General features: G+C 63.9%; 14 protein-coding genes. 13 read left to right on the top strand and 1 reads right to left on the bottom strand.

The features are described 5' to 3' along the window. Positions 1-122: 122 nt before the first annotated feature. The 13 genes from tsaD (at position 123) to guaA (ending at position 16,185) form a co-directional block, all read left to right on the top strand. Entirely contained in the window at positions 123-1,187 is a 1,065-nt protein-coding gene (gene tsaD / locus KAZ48_07725; GenBank protein MBP7972674.1) for a tRNA (adenosine(37)-N6)-threonylcarbamoyltransferase complex transferase subunit TsaD, read from the top strand. Positions 1,188-1,477: 290 nt separating this feature from the next. Beyond that, complete coding sequence (groES, locus tag KAZ48_07720) at positions 1,478-1,777, top strand: co-chaperone GroES (protein ID MBP7972673.1); 300 nt, start codon at positions 1,478-1,480, stop codon at positions 1,775-1,777. Positions 1,778-1,899: 122 nt separating this feature from the next. Next, positions 1,900-3,519: a chaperonin GroEL gene (groL, locus tag KAZ48_07715; GenBank protein ID MBP7972672.1), complete on the top strand. Its 1,620-nt coding sequence runs from the start codon at positions 1,900-1,902 to the stop codon at positions 3,517-3,519. 140 nt (positions 3,520-3,659) lie between these two features. Further along, entirely contained in the window at positions 3,660-4,547 is an 888-nt protein-coding gene (locus KAZ48_07710; GenBank protein ID MBP7972671.1) for a hypothetical protein, read from the top strand. A gap of 44 nt (positions 4,548-4,591) precedes the next feature. Then, positions 4,592-5,203 carry a response regulator transcription factor gene (locus KAZ48_07705; protein MBP7972670.1) on the top strand — a complete coding sequence of 204 codons (612 nt, stop codon included), beginning with the start codon at positions 4,592-4,594 and terminating at the stop codon, positions 5,201-5,203. 12 nt (positions 5,204-5,215) lie between these two features. Beyond that, positions 5,216-6,106 (top strand): hypothetical protein, encoded by an 891-nt coding sequence (locus KAZ48_07700; GenBank protein ID MBP7972669.1) that lies wholly within the window; start codon positions 5,216-5,218, stop codon positions 6,104-6,106. Between the two features lie 106 nt (positions 6,107-6,212). Then, complete coding sequence (gene guaB / locus KAZ48_07695; protein MBP7972668.1) at positions 6,213-7,757, top strand: IMP dehydrogenase; 1,545 nt, start codon at positions 6,213-6,215, stop codon at positions 7,755-7,757. Positions 7,758-7,767: 10 nt separating this feature from the next. Beyond that, positions 7,768-8,877, top strand: a complete 1,110-nt coding sequence (locus KAZ48_07690) for a GuaB3 family IMP dehydrogenase-related protein (protein ID MBP7972667.1) — start codon at positions 7,768-7,770, stop codon at positions 8,875-8,877. A 25-nt stretch (positions 8,878-8,902) separates the two neighbouring features. After that, on the top strand, positions 8,903-10,717 hold the full coding sequence (locus KAZ48_07685; GenBank protein MBP7972666.1) for a glycerol-3-phosphate dehydrogenase/oxidase: 1,815 nt from the start codon (positions 8,903-8,905) through the stop codon (positions 10,715-10,717). Positions 10,718-10,726: 9 nt separating this feature from the next. After that, positions 10,727-12,325, top strand: a complete 1,599-nt coding sequence (locus tag KAZ48_07680; GenBank protein ID MBP7972665.1) for a succinate-semialdehyde dehydrogenase (NADP(+)) — start codon at positions 10,727-10,729, stop codon at positions 12,323-12,325. Then, complete coding sequence (locus KAZ48_07675; GenBank protein ID MBP7972664.1) at positions 12,322-14,073, top strand: GMC family oxidoreductase; 1,752 nt, start codon at positions 12,322-12,324, stop codon at positions 14,071-14,073. The genes KAZ48_07680 and KAZ48_07675 overlap by 4 nt, the downstream gene beginning before the upstream one ends. Before the next feature lie 35 nt (positions 14,074-14,108). Next, positions 14,109-14,537 (top strand): DUF4190 domain-containing protein, encoded by a 429-nt coding sequence (locus KAZ48_07670; protein MBP7972663.1) that lies wholly within the window; start codon positions 14,109-14,111, stop codon positions 14,535-14,537. 79 nt (positions 14,538-14,616) lie between these two features. Beyond that, positions 14,617-16,185: a glutamine-hydrolyzing GMP synthase gene (guaA, locus tag KAZ48_07665; protein MBP7972662.1), complete on the top strand. Its 1,569-nt coding sequence runs from the start codon at positions 14,617-14,619 to the stop codon at positions 16,183-16,185. Between the two features lie 75 nt (positions 16,186-16,260). Here the strand turns inward: guaA and KAZ48_07660 are convergent. Further along, positions 16,261-16,511: hypothetical protein (locus KAZ48_07660; protein MBP7972661.1), on the bottom strand; the 251-nt coding region annotated here is incomplete at its 5' end.

Below are 16,511 nucleotides of genomic sequence, written 5' to 3'. Positions count from 1 at the left end.
CGCAGCCTCGGATTCAGTGTCGTCGGGCAGCGCGAGGGCTACTACCGGGACGGAACGGCGGCCATGACCATGAGCCTGGAACTGCCCGTGGGTGTGGCGGGCGCCGGAACGGACGTGAACGCGTGATCGACGAACCGTTGGTACTCGGCATCGAGACCTCCTGCGACGAGACCGGGATCGGAATTGTCCGCGGTCGGACTCTGCTGGCCGATGCAGTTGCCAGCAGCGTGCAGGAGCACGCGCGGTTCGGCGGGGTCGTGCCGGAGGTGGCAAGCCGGGCACACCTGGAGGCGATGCTCCCGACGTTGGACCGGGCCTGTGAGCAGGCGCAGGTGTCGTTGTCCGACGTCGACGCGATCGCAGTGACGGCGGGACCAGGTTTGGTCGGTGCGCTGCTGGTCGGGACCTCGGCTGCCCAGGCATTGGCGTGGTCGCTCGATAAGCCCGTCTACGGGGTCAACCACCTGGCCGCCCACGTTGCGGTCGATCAGTTGGAACATGGCCCGGCGCCCATTCCGATGATCGCGATGCTGGTGTCCGGCGGACACACCAGTCTGCTGCGCGTTGGCGATGTGGCCACTGACGTGGAACCACTCGGGGTCACCCTCGACGACGCCGCCGGTGAGGCGTTCGACAAGGTGGCGCGGCTGCTTGGCCTGCCCTTCCCCGGTGGCCCACACATCGACCGGGTCGCCGAGGGTGGCGATCGGGCATACGTACAGTTTCCTCGGGGCTTGTCGGGCGCTAAGGACCTGGCCCACCATCGGTACGACTTCTCCTTCAGCGGCTTGAAGACCGCGGTCGCGCGGTGGATCGAGGCGACTCAGGCTGCGGGTACGCCCGTGTCCGTGCCAGATGTTGCCGCCGCGTTCCAAGAGGCAGTTGTCGACGTACTCACGAGGAAATCAATCGCTGCCTGCCAGGACCACGGGATTGAGCACCTGATGATCGGGGGAGGAGTTGCGGCCAACCGTCGTCTGCGTGAACTGGCCGAGCAGCGGGCCGCGGCCGCCGGTATCGAGGTTCGAGTGCCGAGTCCGGCCTTGTGCACCGACAACGGGGCGATGGTCGCGGCCCTCGGCTCACGCCTTGTGAGTGCCGGGGTCGAGCCGACTGACCTGGGTTTCCGCGGTGATTCGTCGCTGCCGGTCACGCAGACGCACCTGCCGGGCCATTCGCACGCGTGATCGTGGCCCGACCGGATAGTTCCCTGCGGTGATGCACGGGCTAGTGGCACCCCGTGGTGGCGCCACTAGACGGACCTCACATCCGCAATTCCTGCGGATTGACTTGGCACTCTCCTTGACTGAGTGCCAAGTCTTGCCTAGTGTTTGCGTTAGCACTCTCACCATGAGAGTGCTGACACTGAGTTCCTCGATGAGAGTCGACCGACACCGCGACGACGGTCGGCAATCACCGGTGATCACAGTGACGTCAACATTTCCAGCTCATCAACCCGCAAGGGGAGGTTAGGGACGTGTCAGTCTCTATCAAACCGCTCGAGGATCGAATCCTCGTGCAGCCATTGGACGCTGAACAGACCACCGCGTCTGGCCTGGTCATTCCCGACACCGCCAAGGAGAAGCCCCAAGAGGGCAAAGTCCTGGCAGTCGGTCCAGGACGCTTCGACGACGAAGGTGAAAAGCGCATTCCGCTCGACATCGCAGTCGACGACGTTGTCGTGTACTCGAAGTACGGCGGCACCGAGATCAAGTACAACGGTGAGGAGTACTTGATCCTGTCGGCCCGCGATGTCCTCGCGGTCGTCGAGAAGTAACTCAGCACATTCACACAGCACACGACTAACGCCCCGGTGGCCCGCCCGTCGGGTCCTGGGGCGTTAGTCGTTGCGCCACACACTTCGCTCCGCACACGCTCCACCCAGACGAAAGAGGAAACATGGCCAAGATCCTGGAGTTCGACGAAACCGCTCGGCACTCACTTGAACGTGGTGTTGACGCCCTCGCTGACGCAGTCAAGGTGACCCTAGGCCCCAAAGGCCGCAACGTGGTCATCGACAAGAAGTGGGGATCGCCCACCATCACCAATGACGGCGTCACCATCGCTCGTGAGATCGAGCTCGAAGACCCGTACGAGAACCTCGGAGCACAACTCGCCAAAGAGGTAGCGACCAAGACCAACGATGTCGCCGGTGACGGCACCACAACGGCGACCGTCCTCGCTCAGGCGATGGTCCACGAGGGTCTCAAGGTCGTCACCGCCGGTGGCGCACCGATGGACATCAAGCGGGGGATCTCCGCTGCGGTGGAAGCCGTCAACAAGGAACTGCTGGCAACTGCCCGCGAGGTCTCCGGCAAAGACGAGATCGCCCAGGTCGCAACCGTGTCCTCCCAGGATGCCGAAATCGGCGGCCTCATCGCCGACGCCTTCGACAAGGTCGGCAAAGACGGCGTCATCTCGGTGGAGGAATCAAACACCACCGCGATGGAGCTCGAGTTCACCGAGGGCATGCAGTTCGACAAGGGCTACATCTCGCCCTACTTCGTCACCGACGCCGAGCGGATGGAGGCGGTGCTGGAAGACGCCAACATTCTGCTCGTCTCCGGCAAGATCAGCAGCGTCAGCGAACTGCTGCCGTTGCTCGAAAAGGTTGCCCAGTCCGGCAAGCCGCTGTTCATCATTGCCGAGGACGTCGATGGCGAGGCGCTGTCGACACTGGTCGTCAACCGCATCCGTGGCACCTTCTCGTCGGTGGCGGTCAAGGCACCAGCATTCGGTGATCGTCGCAAGGCGATTCTCGATGACCTTGCCGTGCTGACCGGCGCCCAGGTCGTGGCCCCGGAGGTCGGCCTCAAGCTGGACCAGGTTGGTCCGGAGGTCCTCGGTAGCGCACGCCGAATCGTCGTCACCAAGGACACCACCACCATCGTTGAGGGCGTGGGCGACACCACGGCCGTCGACGACCGGGTCGCCCAGATCCGCAGCGAAATCGCTAACTCTGACAGCGACTGGGATCGGGAGAAGCTACAGGAGCGACTCGCCAAGCTCTCCGGCGGCGTCTGTGTCATCAAGGTTGGCTCATACACCGAGGTTGAGCAGAAGGAGAAGAAGCACCGCATCGAGGACGCGGTCTCGGCCACGCGCGCTGCGATCGAAGAGGGAATCGTGGTCGGTGGCGGCTCGGCCCTCGTTCACGCTGCGACGGTGCTCGACGGTTCGCTCGGCCTCACCGGTGACGAAGCTACCGGCGTTGCGATCGTCCGCAAGGCGGTCAGCGAGCCGCTGCGCTGGATCGCCGAGAACGCGGGCGAGCCCGGTCAGGTCATCGTCGCCAAGGTGCGCGAGCTCGGGGTTGGCAATGGCTACAACGCAGCGACCGGCGAGTATGGCGACTTGATTGCCCAGGGCGTCATCGATCCCGTGAAGGTGACGCGCTCGGCACTCGAGCACGCCGCCTCGATCGCCGGCATGCTGCTCACCACCGAAGCGCTCGTGGTCGACAAGCCCGAAGAAGAAGAGGACGAGGGTCACTCGCACGGCCACGGTCACTCGCACTAGTCACGAGCGCTCGGCTCACGGCTCGGGTTCGACGATCCACTTGGATTGGCGAACCCGAGCCGTTTGCTGCGCGCCACGACGCCTGGATCCGCGGGCGTTGTGCCCACGCGGCGGGTTGGGTTGTGAGCAATGATCTGTCTGTGAGTGATCGAACCGATGGCGAGCTCCTCGCCGACGGCATCCGGGCTGCCTTCCACGGCGCACCGCAGGACGGTGTGGTCGGGCTGACTCGGCTACTCGAACGGGAATCGTCTGGCCAGGCCCGGTGGTTGCTCGGTGTTTGCCTGGCTTCGTCCGGACGATTCGGGACTGCCCTGGCCGCGCTCGGACCGCTGACCGACCTCGAAGAGCCGGACACATCGCCCCAGCTCCGGTGGGCTGCCCTTGCCCAGACGACGGCGGCCAGTTGCCTGCGCCAAGTCGGGCAGTACGACTGGGCGAGCGAGCATGATTCGCGCGCATGCCGTGTCGCCGAGACGGAGCCCGCAGTTGCCTTCGATGCGTGGATTGGCCTAGCGGCCGATGCGGTCGGGAGCGGTGACGTCGGCCTGGCCAGCGAGCGTTGGAAGAATGCCGTCGCCAGCATGTCCGACCGAGATTGGCGGCAAGCAGTTCGGCGCGATTGGGTCGCCACCGAGATGGCGCTGATGACCGGCGAAACAGTGACTGCCGCAGCGGCGAGCGAGGCGGCGGTCCGACGGTCTCGGTCTGCGATCGCTCCCCGCCACCTGGCCAAGAGCCTGCTGTTTACTGGGGTGTGCGCGATCGAACTTGGTGAACCTGAGCGCGCGACGCTGCTGCTGGACGAGGCAGCGGAGCTGGCCTCGACCCTGCGCCTTGACCCGTTGGTGTGGCCGATCGAATCGGTTCTTGCCCGATTGAACGAGTCGGAATCTGACCGTCATCGGCAGACCGCACGCTCGGCTGTGCTTCGGATTTTGGCCGATCTGCCAGCACCGCTGGCGTTGGTTTGGGAAGCCCGCCAGGAAATAGTTGACCTGATCGGCTCAAGGAATTCACCCAGTTGACCGATAACCGCTGCAGAAGCTGACGCCTGATCTGCGGAGGAACCGTGACGACAGTACTGGTGTGTGACGACGCGCCTATGGCCCGCGAGGCCGTCCGCAGACAACTTGCCAGCCTCCCCGGAGTCGAGCGCGTGACTGCGGCCGGTAGCGGGGAGGAAGTGCTGGCCCGTTACCCACTAGAACGGCCCGACCTGATCCTCATGGATGTTCGGATGCCCGGCATCGGCGGTGTCGAGGCAACCCGCCGACTGGTCTCAGCGCATCCTGATGCGTCGATCATGATGCTGACGATGGGCGAGGACGCCGACGGCGTGGCACGCGCAGTGGCGGGTGGTGCTCGCGGTTATGTGGCCAAGGACGCGTCCCGGGAGGAATTGGCCTCGGCCATGACTCTGGTCTTGGCGGCCGGTCCGGATGTCCCCGGCCAGCGCGGATCGCATGCGCGCCCCGGTGGAGCCCCGCCCGCGTTGACCGAACGCGAGCAACAGGTTCTCGACGGGATGAGCCGCGGCCTGTCGAATGCGGGCATCGGTAAAGAACTCTTCCTGTCCGAGGACACCGTCAAGACCCACGCCCGCCGCCTTTTCCGCAAGGTCGGCGCTGCCGATCGCGCGCAGGCCGTCGCTGTTGGATTCCGCTGGGGCTTCCTGCACTGACATGATCCACCAATGAGGATCGGGTGGGTAGTTGCTGTATTGGGCTTGCCGATTCTCGCTGGCTGTGGCCGACTCAAAGAGTTGGCCTACCAGCCTCCGACAACTCCGGCTCAATGGTGTGAGCAACGACCGTGCGTGACAGTCGGCAACACGGTGCTCAACGAACCATTCGGCACGTCCCTGGTGTTCCTACTAGCGGCGCTGTGGATCGCTGCGGGGGTCTACTTCGTGGTTACCCGCCACAATCAACGCTCGCGGGCCTGGTTAGGCGTGGCCCTGGTTCTGGGTGGGGTGGGCGCTGCCCAGGCCGGAATCAGCTACCAGGCCTTCAGCTACGTGCTGAAGTGCGAGGGTCGCCAGTTGTGCGTGCTCACAAACGGATTCGAAGTCGGCTACAGCATTACGCAGGCCCTATCGGTCAGCGCGATGCTCACCGCAGTCGCTTATGCATGCTCGACTGCGAGATCACGGCGGTGGATGTTCTGGTACGCGGGAATCAATGCCGGTGTCTACGTGGCAATCTCCGTCGTCGGTGTGCTGGTTCCCAATGCGCTGCTGTTGTCGTTCAGTGTGCTGATGCTGTTCGCGCTGCCCGGCATCGTTATCGTCATCGTGGTCGCTACCCGTCGCTACCACCAGACTCGTGACCCGATGGATCGGTCCCTTGTGGTGGCTGCCGCCCTACTCGTCCTCGTTCAGGTCGCGTACTTCGCTTACTACGCGGCGGGGATCACGTCGATGCTGTGGGGCGACGGCAAAGGCTTCTACTTCTCTGAGAATGACGTCCTCCATCTTGGGATGGTTACGTGGCTGGGATACGTCGTAGTCGTTGTAGGCAAGCACTTGCATGACCGGCAAGATGACCCCCAACAGGAACTGTCCGCCGCACAGGTCCGTGGTTAGACCGGCCGCTCGGCGTTTACCCGCCCGCCAGCCGCATCCGCTGGCCGCGGTTCGGGCGCCGTGCGTCTACCCTGGGACGAACAATCAGACCAGTGGAAGGCACGCAATGACGGTCGGTTCTCCAGGTTCGGGTTCTAGTGATCGAGAGTACGAGCTAGCGGAGGCTGCCCGCACCGACAAGTTCGGCTACCTCGGGCTGACGTTCGACGACGTGCTACTGCTCCCGAACGAGTCCGACGTCATCCCCAGCGCCGTCGACACCTCCACCAAACTCACTCGCAACATCAGCCTGCGGGTTCCGTTGATTTCCAGCGCGATGGACACCGTGACCGAGGCGCGAATGGCGATTGCCATGGCGCGATACGGCGGCATGGGTGTGCTGCATCGCAACCTCTCGATTGACGATCAGGCCGTTCAGGTCGACCTGGTCAAGCGATCGGAAGCGGGCATGGTGACCAACCCGATCACCTGCGGACCAGACCACACCTTGGGCGAGGTCGATCGAATCTGCGGCAAGTTTCGAATCTCCGGCGTCCCCGTCGTCGACTCCGCTGGCGTCCTGCTTGGCATCGTGACCAACCGCGATATGCGCTTTGAAGAGGACATGTCACGGCCCGTTCGCGAGGTGATGACGCGCATGCCGCTGGTCACCGCCCCGGTCGGGACCTCTGGTGAAGAAGCCCTCGCCCGACTGCGTGCGAGCAAGGTGGAGAAGCTCCCGCTAATCGACGACGGAGGCAGGCTACGTGGTCTGATCACGGTCAAGGATTACGTGAAGAAGGACAAGTACCCCGACGCGACCAAGGATCCTGACGGTCGCCTCGTTGTCGGTGCCGCAGTCGGTGTCGGTGACGACTCCTACAAGCGTGCGCGCGCCCTGGTCGATGCAGGGGTTGACGTGGTGGTGGTCGACACAGCCCACGGGCACTCCCGGGCGGTGCTGGAGATGGTGGCGCGCATCAAGGGCGATACCGATGTGGACGTGATCGGCGGGAACATCGCTACCTTCGAGGCTGCCCGGGCGTTGATTGAGGCAGGTGCCGACGGGGTCAAAGTCGGCGTTGGTCCCGGGTCCATTTGCACGACTCGGGTAGTGGCCGGAGTCGGTGTTCCGCAGGTGAGCGCGATCCATGATGTCGCCCGCGCTGCCCGACCGGCCGGGGTGCCAGTCATTGGCGATGGTGGTCTGCAGTACTCCGGCGATATCGCTAAGGCAATCGTCGCCGGGGCAGACACCGTGATGCTGGGTTCGTTGCTCGCGGGCTGCGAGGAAGCGCCCGGCGACGTTGTCTTTGTCAACGGCAAGCAGTTCAAGCAGTACCGCGGCATGGGATCCTTGGCGGCGATGCAGTCTCGGGGGGAGTCGCGCTCGTTCTCCAAGGATCGCTACTTCCAAGACGACGTCCTGTCTGACGACAAGTTGGTGCCGGAGGGAATCGAGGGTCAGGTTCCCTACCGCGGTCGGCTTGCGGTGGTTGCCCATCAGTTGATCGGCGGCCTGCGCGCAGCGATGGGATACGCCGGAGCACCGGACATCGCACGGCTGAAGTCACACGGGCGTTTTGTCCGTATCACTGCGGCTGGCTTGAAAGAGAGTCACCCGCACGACATCCAGATGACCGTCGAAGCCCCGAACTACCACGGGCGCTGATAGGACGATGATGAATCTCATTGACATTGGTCAGGGCAAGCGCGGCCGCAGGGCCTATTCCTTCGATGACATCGCGGTGGCACCTAGTCGGCGTACCCGTGACCCTCGCGACGTTTCCCTCGACTGGCAGATCGATGCCTATCGGTTTGACCACCCCATCGTTGCGGCACCGATGGATTCGGTCGTGTCACCGGACAGTGCCGCAACCTTCGCCAAGAACGGCGGTTTGGCCGTCCTGAACTTGGAAGGCCTGTGGACCCGGTACGAAGATCCAACTGAGGTCTACTCGCAGATCGCCGACGCCGATCTGCAGGGTGCCAACGAACGGCTGTCGCAGCTGTACCAAGCGCCGATCGACCCTGAGTTGATCACCAAGCGGATCGGCGAGCTAAGGGCGACCGGCGCCACCGTGGCGGCCTCGTTGTCGCCCCAAAATACCGCACAGTTCTCCAAGACTGTCGTTGAAGCGGGAGTCGATCTGTTCGTCATTCGTGGCACGACCGTCTCGGCTGAGCACGTCGCCAGCGAGGGCGAGCCGCTGAACCTGAAGAACTTCATCTACGAGCTCGATGTGCCGGTCATTGTCGGTGGCTGCGCGACCTACCGCGCCGCGTTGCACCTGATGCGCTCGGGTGCCGCTGGCGTCCTCGTTGGTTTCGGCGGGGGAGCGGCCCACACAAGCCATCAGGTCCTGGGCGTGCGAGTGCCAATGGCCTCGGCAGTGGCCGACGTGTCCGCCGCTCGCCGTGACTACCTCGATGAGTCCGGTGGCCGCTACGTCCACGTGATCGCCGACGGTGCGATGGGGACCAGCGGGGCGATTGTCAAAGCGATCGCGTGCGGTGCCGATGCCGTCATGGTTGGCTCGCCGCTCGCGAGGGCAACTGATGCTCCCGGCCGCGGCCGGCATTGGGGGATGGAAGCGGCGCATGTTGAGCTGCCGCGCGGCGAGGTCGTGGAGTTCGGCGCTGTCGGGACGCTGCAGGAGATCCTGACCGGGCCTTCCCGGGTCAGCGACGGAACGATGAACATCGTCGGGGCACTGCGTCGGGCCATGGCGACCTGCGGTTACAGCGATTTGAAGGAGTTTCAGCGGGTTGAGGTCGTTCTCAACGCCTGATCCCGGCGAAGGTAGCCTCGTCGGCATGGTTGCTCCGGGATCAGACGTCCTCGATATAGCGTCTCGGGCTGGTGCCTTACGGCAGTTGGCTGCGGCCGACTCCGACAATCCCCTCGACCTGTTGGTCGTTGGCGGCGGTGTCGTCGGCTGTGGCAGCGCGTTGGACGCCGCGTCGCGCGGGTTGACAGTTGGGCTCGTCGAGCGCAGCGATCTGGCGTCAGGGACGTCGAGTCGGTCGAGTCGGCTTGCGCACGGTGGGCTGCGCTACTTGGAGCAGCGGGAGTTCTCCCTCGTCCACGAGGCATTGACCGAACGTGGCTTGCTTCTGGATCGGTTGGCTCCGCACTTGGTTCGACCGGTTCCGTTCCTCTATCCGGTGACCAGGCGAGGATGGGAACGCCCCTACGTCGGTTTCGGTATCACGGTCTACGACATGCTCAGCCGTTTCGGTGCCTATGGCGGCGCGATGCAGCGGCCGCGCACACTATCGGCCAAGGCCGTCCAGGGCATCGCGCCCGGCCTGCGGGCCGATGCCCATGTGGGTGCTGTTCGTTTCAACGATGCCCAGATCGACGACGCCCGCCACACTGTTGCGGTTGCCAGGACAGCGGCTGCGCACGGTACGGCGATCGCGACGCGAACTGCGGTGATCGGGTTACTTCGCGAAGACGACCGGATCGTCGGCGCCCTGCTGCGCGACGAACTGACCGGCGAGCACTTCCCGACCCGCGCACGGGTTGTGCTCGGTGCTGCCGGCGTGTGGACTGATGACTTGGTGAAGATGGCTGGGGTCGAATCCAGTCTCACGGTGCGGCAAAGCAAGGGGATCCACCTCGTCGTTCCCAAGGACGCCTTCCTATCGAACAGTGCGCTGATCGCACGGACTCCGACCAGCGTTCTGTTCCTGCTGCCGTGGGGCGAGTACTGGCTGGTGGGCACGACGGACACCGACTACGAGGGCCCACGCGACGAACCACGCGTGGATGAGGCGGACGTCGACTACCTGTTGGCCGAAGCGAACAAATGGCTTGCCCGACCGCTCTCCAGACAAGACATTGTTGGCATCTACTCCGGATTGCGTCCGTTGTTGTCGGCCGGAGATGGCGAGGACGGAACGGCGACGTTGTCGCGCGAGCACGCGGTGCTGCACCCGGCCCCGGGCCTCGTCGCCGTCGCTGGCGGTAAATACACGACCTACCGAGTGATGGCCGCAGACGCGGTAGACGAGGCCATCGCCGAGCGAGCGGAGCTTGTTTCCGATCCTGTTCCCGACTCCCAGACCGACGAGATTCCATTGGTGGGTGGTGCGGGTTATGCCGCCGCCTGGGCAGCCCGTGAGCGCACGGCGCGGGCCGCGGGTTTGCCGCTCGCGACGATCGAGCACCTGCTGCGTCGGCAAGGCGATCGCGTGCAAACGGTGCTCGATCTGGTCGCCTCCAACCCCGAACTCGCTGCGCCGATGCATCCAGACGCCCCATATATCATGGCCGAGGCGGTGCTCGCGGTCACCCGCGAAGGCGCGCTGAGCCTTGAGGACATCCTGGTGCGAAGGACGCGCTTGGCGCTGGAGACCCCCAACGCCGGCATCGATGTCGCGGAGAAGGTGGCAACCATTGTTGCCCCCTACTTGGGTTGGGATCAGGGGCGCATCGAGCAGGAAGTGGTCCGGGTAGCCCAGCGGCGCGAGGCGTTACAGCCAGTTCCCGGTGGTTCAGCTGTCCAGGAACAGCTTGTCGAGCCAGCGGAACTTGCCGATTCGGCCACCGATGAGGCTGACGTCATGCTTGTGCCGGACGCTGATTTGCCGGCAAGCCTCCCGCATCCCGGCTCGACCGCCTAGGCTAGCGCCATGACGGCGCTACTTGATCGGACAGGCACCGGCGGCATCGCCGGTCTCCCTCCGAATTCATTGTCCCAGGAACGCATCGACCAACTTCTTCGCCACTTGTGTGTGACGAGTGACCCGCAGACGGTGACGGCGATAGCCCCGTTCACGCTGCAACCGGTGGCAGAGATCCCGTTGTCCAACGAGGCTGCGGTCGACACCGCCTTCGCAATCGCCCGCAACGCGCAGCAGCGCTGGGCGCTCACGAGCATGGCGCACCGCTCCCGGGTCATGTTGCGCTTCCACGACCTTGTGCTCAGTCGTCGCGACGAAGGCCTGGACATCGTTCAGATCGAGACCGGCAAGGCGCGAGCTCACGCGATGGAGGAGTTGCTCGACACCGCGATCACCGCTCGGCACTACGCCCGCACGGCGGCCTCAACGCTGCGCCCCAAGAAGCATCAGGGTGCTTTCCCGATCATTACCTCCGCCGTGGAGTTGCATCGTCCCCGCGGGGTGGTGGGGGTCATCTCACCTTGGAACTATCCGCTCACCCTTGCGGTCGGGGATGCGATAGCCGCGATGATGGCGGGCAATGGGATCGTTCTCAAGCCTGACCTGCAGACGACCCTCACGGCGCTGTGGGCAATCGATTTGCTCTACGAGGCAGGCATCCCCGAGGGCCTGTTCGGCGTGGTCGCGGGCGAAGGCGCTGAGGTTGGTCCGATGATCACCGAGCGCGGCGACTACATCATGTTCACGGGCTCAACTGCGGTTGGTCGCCAGGTGGCCGCTCGGTGCGGCGAGCGACTGGTGGCGTGCTCGATGGAGCTGGGCGGGAAGAACGCCATGATCGTCTGTGAAGATGCCAACATCAAGAAAGCGGCAGAGATCGCCGAACGAGCGTGCTTTGCCAACGCGGGCCAGTTGTGTATTTCGATGGAACGGATCTACGTTCACCAGAACGTCGTTGACAAATTCACAGCCGCCTTCATCGAGCGAATTCGCAACCTCAAACTCGTTGCTGGCGTCGGTTGGGAGACTGACATCGGCTCGCTGATCAGCCGCAAGCAGTTGGAGACGGTTACCCGTCACGTTGACGATGCCATCACCAAGGGAGCCAAAGTTCTTGTCGGCGGCAGGGCGCGACCAGAGGCTGGACCGCTGTTCTTCGAGCCGACCCTCTTGGCGAATGTCAGTGAGGACATGGTCTGCTACGGCAACGAAACCTTCGGGCCCGTGGTGAGCATCTACACGTTCGGCACTGATGACGAGGCGATCGCGCGCGCGAACGACACCAACTACGGACTCAACGCCTCGGTCATCACGCGCAGCGAAAAGCGTGGCCGTGAGATCGCCGCCCAACTCAACGCTGGCACTGCCAACGTCAATGAGGGCTACGCGACCGCCTGGGCCGCCACCGGTGCGCCAATGGGTGGGTTCGGCGATTCCGGCCTTGGTCGTCGACACGGCGTCGACGGCATCCTGAAATACACCGAGTCGCAGACGATTGGAACCCAACGCATCGCGGGTTGGGGTGCTCCTCCAGGATTGACCCAAAGGCAGTGGTCGGAGGCCTTGGTGCTATTCGTCAAAGGATTGAAAGCGGTTGGTCGAAAATGAGTAACGGACAGCAGAACGATTACGACGTCCTGGTTATCGGTTCGGGATTCGGCGGCTCGGTCACCGCGCTCCGCCTGACCGAGAAGGGCTATCGAGTCGGCGTGCTTGAGGCAGGCAAGCGGTTCGAGGACAGCGACTTTGCCAAGACATCGTGGCGCCTGCGGCGCTTCTTGTACTTCCCCAAACTCGGCCTCAACGGCATCCAACGTCTGCATTTCCTGCGAAACGTTGTGGTCATGGCTGGAGCTGGTGTCGGTGGCGGTTCACTCGTCTACGCGAACACGCTCTATGTGCCCCCGGATGCGTTTTTCAACGACAAGCAGTGGGCGCACATCACCGACTGGAAGTCCGAATTGGCTCCGCACTACGACCAGGCGAGCCGAATGTTGGGAGTGACCCCGAACCCGACGATGACGCCTGCCGACACAGCGATGAAGCAGGTGGCTGACGAGATGGGTGTCGGCGATACCTTCGGTATGACCCCAGTAGGCGTGTTCTTTGGCACCGGTGCTGGCGAGAAGGCACCCGATCCGTACTTCGGTGGGGTCGGTCCTGAGCGTGCCGGGTGCATCGAGTGCGGCGAGTGCATGACCGGCTGCCGGCACAATGCCAAGAACACCTTGGTCAAGAATTACCTCGGTCTGGCTGAGGCAGCGGGTGCTGACGTTCGGCCCATGACCACGGTGACCGGTCTACGCCCGGAAGGCGAAGGCTGGGCCGTTGAGATCGAGAAGTCCGGTTCGTGGCTTGGTCGTGGGCGCACCACGCTCACCGCTGACCAGGTTGTGGTTGCCGCGGGTACCTTCAATACCCAGAAGCTCCTGCATCGGATGAAGGCCGTCGGAAAGATGCCCCGACTGTCGAACATGCTTGGCGTGCTCTCGCGGACCAATTCCGAGTCATTGCTGGGCTCGGTCGCGCATCGTGATTCGCCGGTCATAGCAGCGGGTGCTGACTTCACTGAAGGTGTCGCCATCACCTCAAGCTTCTTCCCGGAACCGCACACCCACGTCGAACCCGTGCGGTACGGCAAGGGCTCGAACTTCATGGGTCTGCTCGGTACGCTGCTGACCGACGAAGAGCCGGGAGTGCCGCGGTGGAAGACCTGGATGAAGGTCATCGCGCAGGAGCCCGTCAAAGCGGTGTCGTCGCTCAACGTCCGGGGCTGGTCACAACGATCGGTCATCGCGCTCGTCATGCAGACACTCGACAACTCGGTCACCGTCTCCAGCGGCAAGGGCCTATTCGGTCGGTGGAAAATGACGAGTCGCCAAGGTGAGGGAGAGCCGAACCCATCCTGGATTCCATCCGGAAACCGGGCCGTGCGCATCCTGTCCGAGAAGATCGGCGGCGATCCGTTCGGCACGATGGGTGACATCATCGACGCCCCGATGACCGCTCACTTCGTCGGTGGCTGCGTGATTGGGGACAGTTCCGAGACCGGTGTCGTTGATCCCTATCACCGGGTTTTCGGGTACAAGGGCCTGCACGTTGTGGATGGCGCTGCGATCACCGCGAACCTTGGTGTGAATCCATCCCTGACCATCACCGCCCAGGCCGAACGGGCAATGTCCATGTGGCCCAATCGGGGTGATGGGGATACTCGACCTGCCCAGGGGAATGCGTATGTGCCGGTGGGTGCAGTTGCCCCCAAGGCTCCCGTGGTGCCACCCTCAGCCCCAGCTGCTTTGAGATTGCCGATCATTGAGGTGCGTCAGGGAGTGCCAGAGACCGTCAATTTGCGCTAACGTCCCAAGGACTGTCAGCGATTTTGGAGGATCACATGACCACACCACCACCCCCGCCGCCCGGCCAGCCGCCGGTTCCGCCCCCGCCACCCGGTGGCGGAATGCCCCCAGTGCCGCCCCCGCCGCCCGGCCAGCCGCCGGTTCCGCCGCCCCCGCCGCCCGGCTACGGTGCCGGTGGAGGCATGCCTGGTGGTCCCGCTCAGCCAAGCAACAACGGTTTGGCGATTGCATCACTGGTGGTCTCCATCGTCGGCCTCATTTGCTGCAACTTCCTGATCGTTTCGATCGTTGGTGTGGTGCTTGGTTTCATCGCCAAGAATCAGATTGCCAAGACCGGTCAGCGCGGCGGCGGAATGGCCATGGCGGGAATCATCATCGGAATCGTCGGCATCGTGATCGGCATTGTCCTGTTGATCTTGACCTTCACCAGCAACTCGAATTACTACTGGTACTCGAGCAACTAGCTCGGCGCCACAACAGAGAGGGTTCATGGGCATCGTGCCCATGAACCCTCTCTGTGCGTCCACCCAATAGAGTTCGCACATGACTGAGGAACAGACTGTCCTCGTCGTTGATTACGGTGCCCAATACGCGCAGCTGATCGCCCGACGAGTCCGCGAGGCCAACGTGTATTCCGAGGTCGTTCCACACACTGCCAGCGTTGCTGAGCTCACGGCCAGGAAGCCCGCTGCGATCGTGCTATCCGGCGGTCCCGCCAGTGTCTACGCCGACGGCGCACCGCAGGTTGATCCGGCGCTGTTCGAGCAAGGCATCCCTGTATTCGGCATCTGCTACGGCTTTCAAGCGATGGCCGCTGCCCTCGGCGGCGAGGTCGCACACACAGGTGGCTCTGAATATGGGCGCACCCCGCTGTCGGTAGTCCGCGCTGAGTCGCGGCTGCTTGCCCACCAGCCGCCCGAATCCACCGTCTGGATGTCCCACGGTGACGCCGTGGTTCGTGCACCCGAGGGCTTCACAGTCACCTCATCGACGCCCGGTGCGCCGGTCGCGTCCTTCGAGGACCTCGATCGACGCTTCGCGGGGGTGCAGTTCCACCCCGAGGTCGTCCACAGCGAGGGTGGGCAGGTCCTGCTCAACGCGTTCCTTCGCGATGTGGCGGGGCTCGAAGGGGATTGGACCACCACCAACGTCATCGCCGAACAGGTTGAGGCGATCCAGAACCAGGTCGGCGACGCGCGGGTCGTCTGTGGCCTGTCTGGCGGAGTGGATTCAGCGGTTGCCGCCGCACTGGTCCAGCGTGCGGTTGGCGACCAATTGACGTGCGTGTTTGTCGATCACGGTCTGCTGCGCAAAGGCGAAGCCGAGCAGGTTGAGCGCGATTTTGTCGCCGCCACCGGTGTCCGTCTCAAAGTGGTTGACGCCGCCGAGCAGTTCCTGTCGGAGCTCGCTGGAGTGTCCGATCCGGAGCAGAAGCGAAAGATCATCGGACGCGAGTTCATTCGTGTCTTCGAACAGGCGGCTCGCGAGGTCGTTGCCGATGCCGGAGCCCACGGTGAGAAAGTGAAGTTCCTGGTCCAGGGCACTCTCTACCCGGATGTTGTCGAGTCCGGTGGCGGAACCGGTGCCGCGAACATCAAGAGTCACCACAATGTCGGTGGCCTGCCTGATGACCTTGAGTTCGACCTGGTGGAGCCGCTGCGGTCGCTGTTCAAGGATGAGGTCCGCCACGTTGGACTGGAACTTGGTCTACCACCGCAGATTGTGTGGCGACACCCGTTCCCCGGCCCCGGTCTGGCGATCCGAATCGTCGGCGCGGTCAACGCCGAAAGGCTGCGAATCCTGCGGGAGGCCGATGCGATCGCTCGCGAGGAACTGACGAGCGCCGGTCTAGACGCAGATGTTTGGCAGTTCCCGGTCGTGCTGCTAGCCGATGTCCGCTCCGTGGGCGTCCAGGGCGATGGCCGAACCTACGGGCACCCGATCGTGCTGCGCCCGGTTTCCAGCGAAGACGCTATGACAGCCGACTGGTCCCGACTGCCGTACGACTTGCTGGCCCGCATCTCGACCCGCATCACCAACGAGGTGCCGGAGGTCAACCGGGTGACGTTGGACGTGACGAGCAAGCCCCCGGGAACAATTGAGTGGGAGTGACGGCGTCACGATGAGATGGGTTCGGTCGGCACTCTGGCCGTAACGGCCGCAACGGCGCTGGCCGACGAGGCGGCGCTAGCTCCAGAACACGGCGATGACGACGTTGAGGATTGCCAAACCGCCGATCGCGCCCCAGACGGCATTGCTGATTGACGCCTTCTTCCGGTTCGCCAGGATCAGTCCGAGAATGACCAGCAGTACCACGAACTTCACGCCGATCTTGGCGTTGTCGGGAAGGCTGTAGTCGTCGGGATTGCTGTCGTGCAAGGGGTAGGACAGACCGACCAGCGCGACTCCGGTCACCAACTGGGTGAGCGCACCGTGGA

This window comes from Candidatus Nanopelagicales bacterium (assembly GCA_018003655.1).
GTDB lineage: Bacteria > Actinomycetota > Actinomycetes > S36-B12 > UBA10799 > JAGNDY01.
Note: the sequence above shows the minus strand (reverse complement) of the source record. Positions and strands in the feature narration are given on the sequence as shown.

What these genes read in the sequence shown, in the direction of transcription:
- groL (MBP7972672.1), top strand. Translation starts at nt 1,900, where the DNA reads ATGGCCAAGATCCTGGAGTTCGACGAAACCGCTCGGCACTCACTTGAA.
- KAZ48_07700 (MBP7972669.1), top strand. Translation starts at nt 5,216, where the DNA reads ATGAGGATCGGGTGGGTAGTTGCTGTATTGGGCTTGCCGATTCTCGCT.
- guaB (MBP7972668.1), top strand. Translation starts at nt 6,213, where the DNA reads ATGACGGTCGGTTCTCCAGGTTCGGGTTCTAGTGATCGAGAGTACGAG.
- KAZ48_07690 (MBP7972667.1), top strand. Translation starts at nt 7,768, where the DNA reads ATGAATCTCATTGACATTGGTCAGGGCAAGCGCGGCCGCAGGGCCTAT.
- KAZ48_07685 (MBP7972666.1), top strand. Translation starts at nt 8,903, where the DNA reads ATGGTTGCTCCGGGATCAGACGTCCTCGATATAGCGTCTCGGGCTGGT.
- KAZ48_07680 (MBP7972665.1), top strand. Translation starts at nt 10,727, where the DNA reads ATGACGGCGCTACTTGATCGGACAGGCACCGGCGGCATCGCCGGTCTC.
- KAZ48_07675 (MBP7972664.1), top strand. Translation starts at nt 12,322, where the DNA reads ATGAGTAACGGACAGCAGAACGATTACGACGTCCTGGTTATCGGTTCG.
- KAZ48_07670 (MBP7972663.1), top strand. Translation starts at nt 14,109, where the DNA reads ATGACCACACCACCACCCCCGCCGCCCGGCCAGCCGCCGGTTCCGCCC.
- guaA (MBP7972662.1), top strand. Translation starts at nt 14,617, where the DNA reads ATGACTGAGGAACAGACTGTCCTCGTCGTTGATTACGGTGCCCAATAC.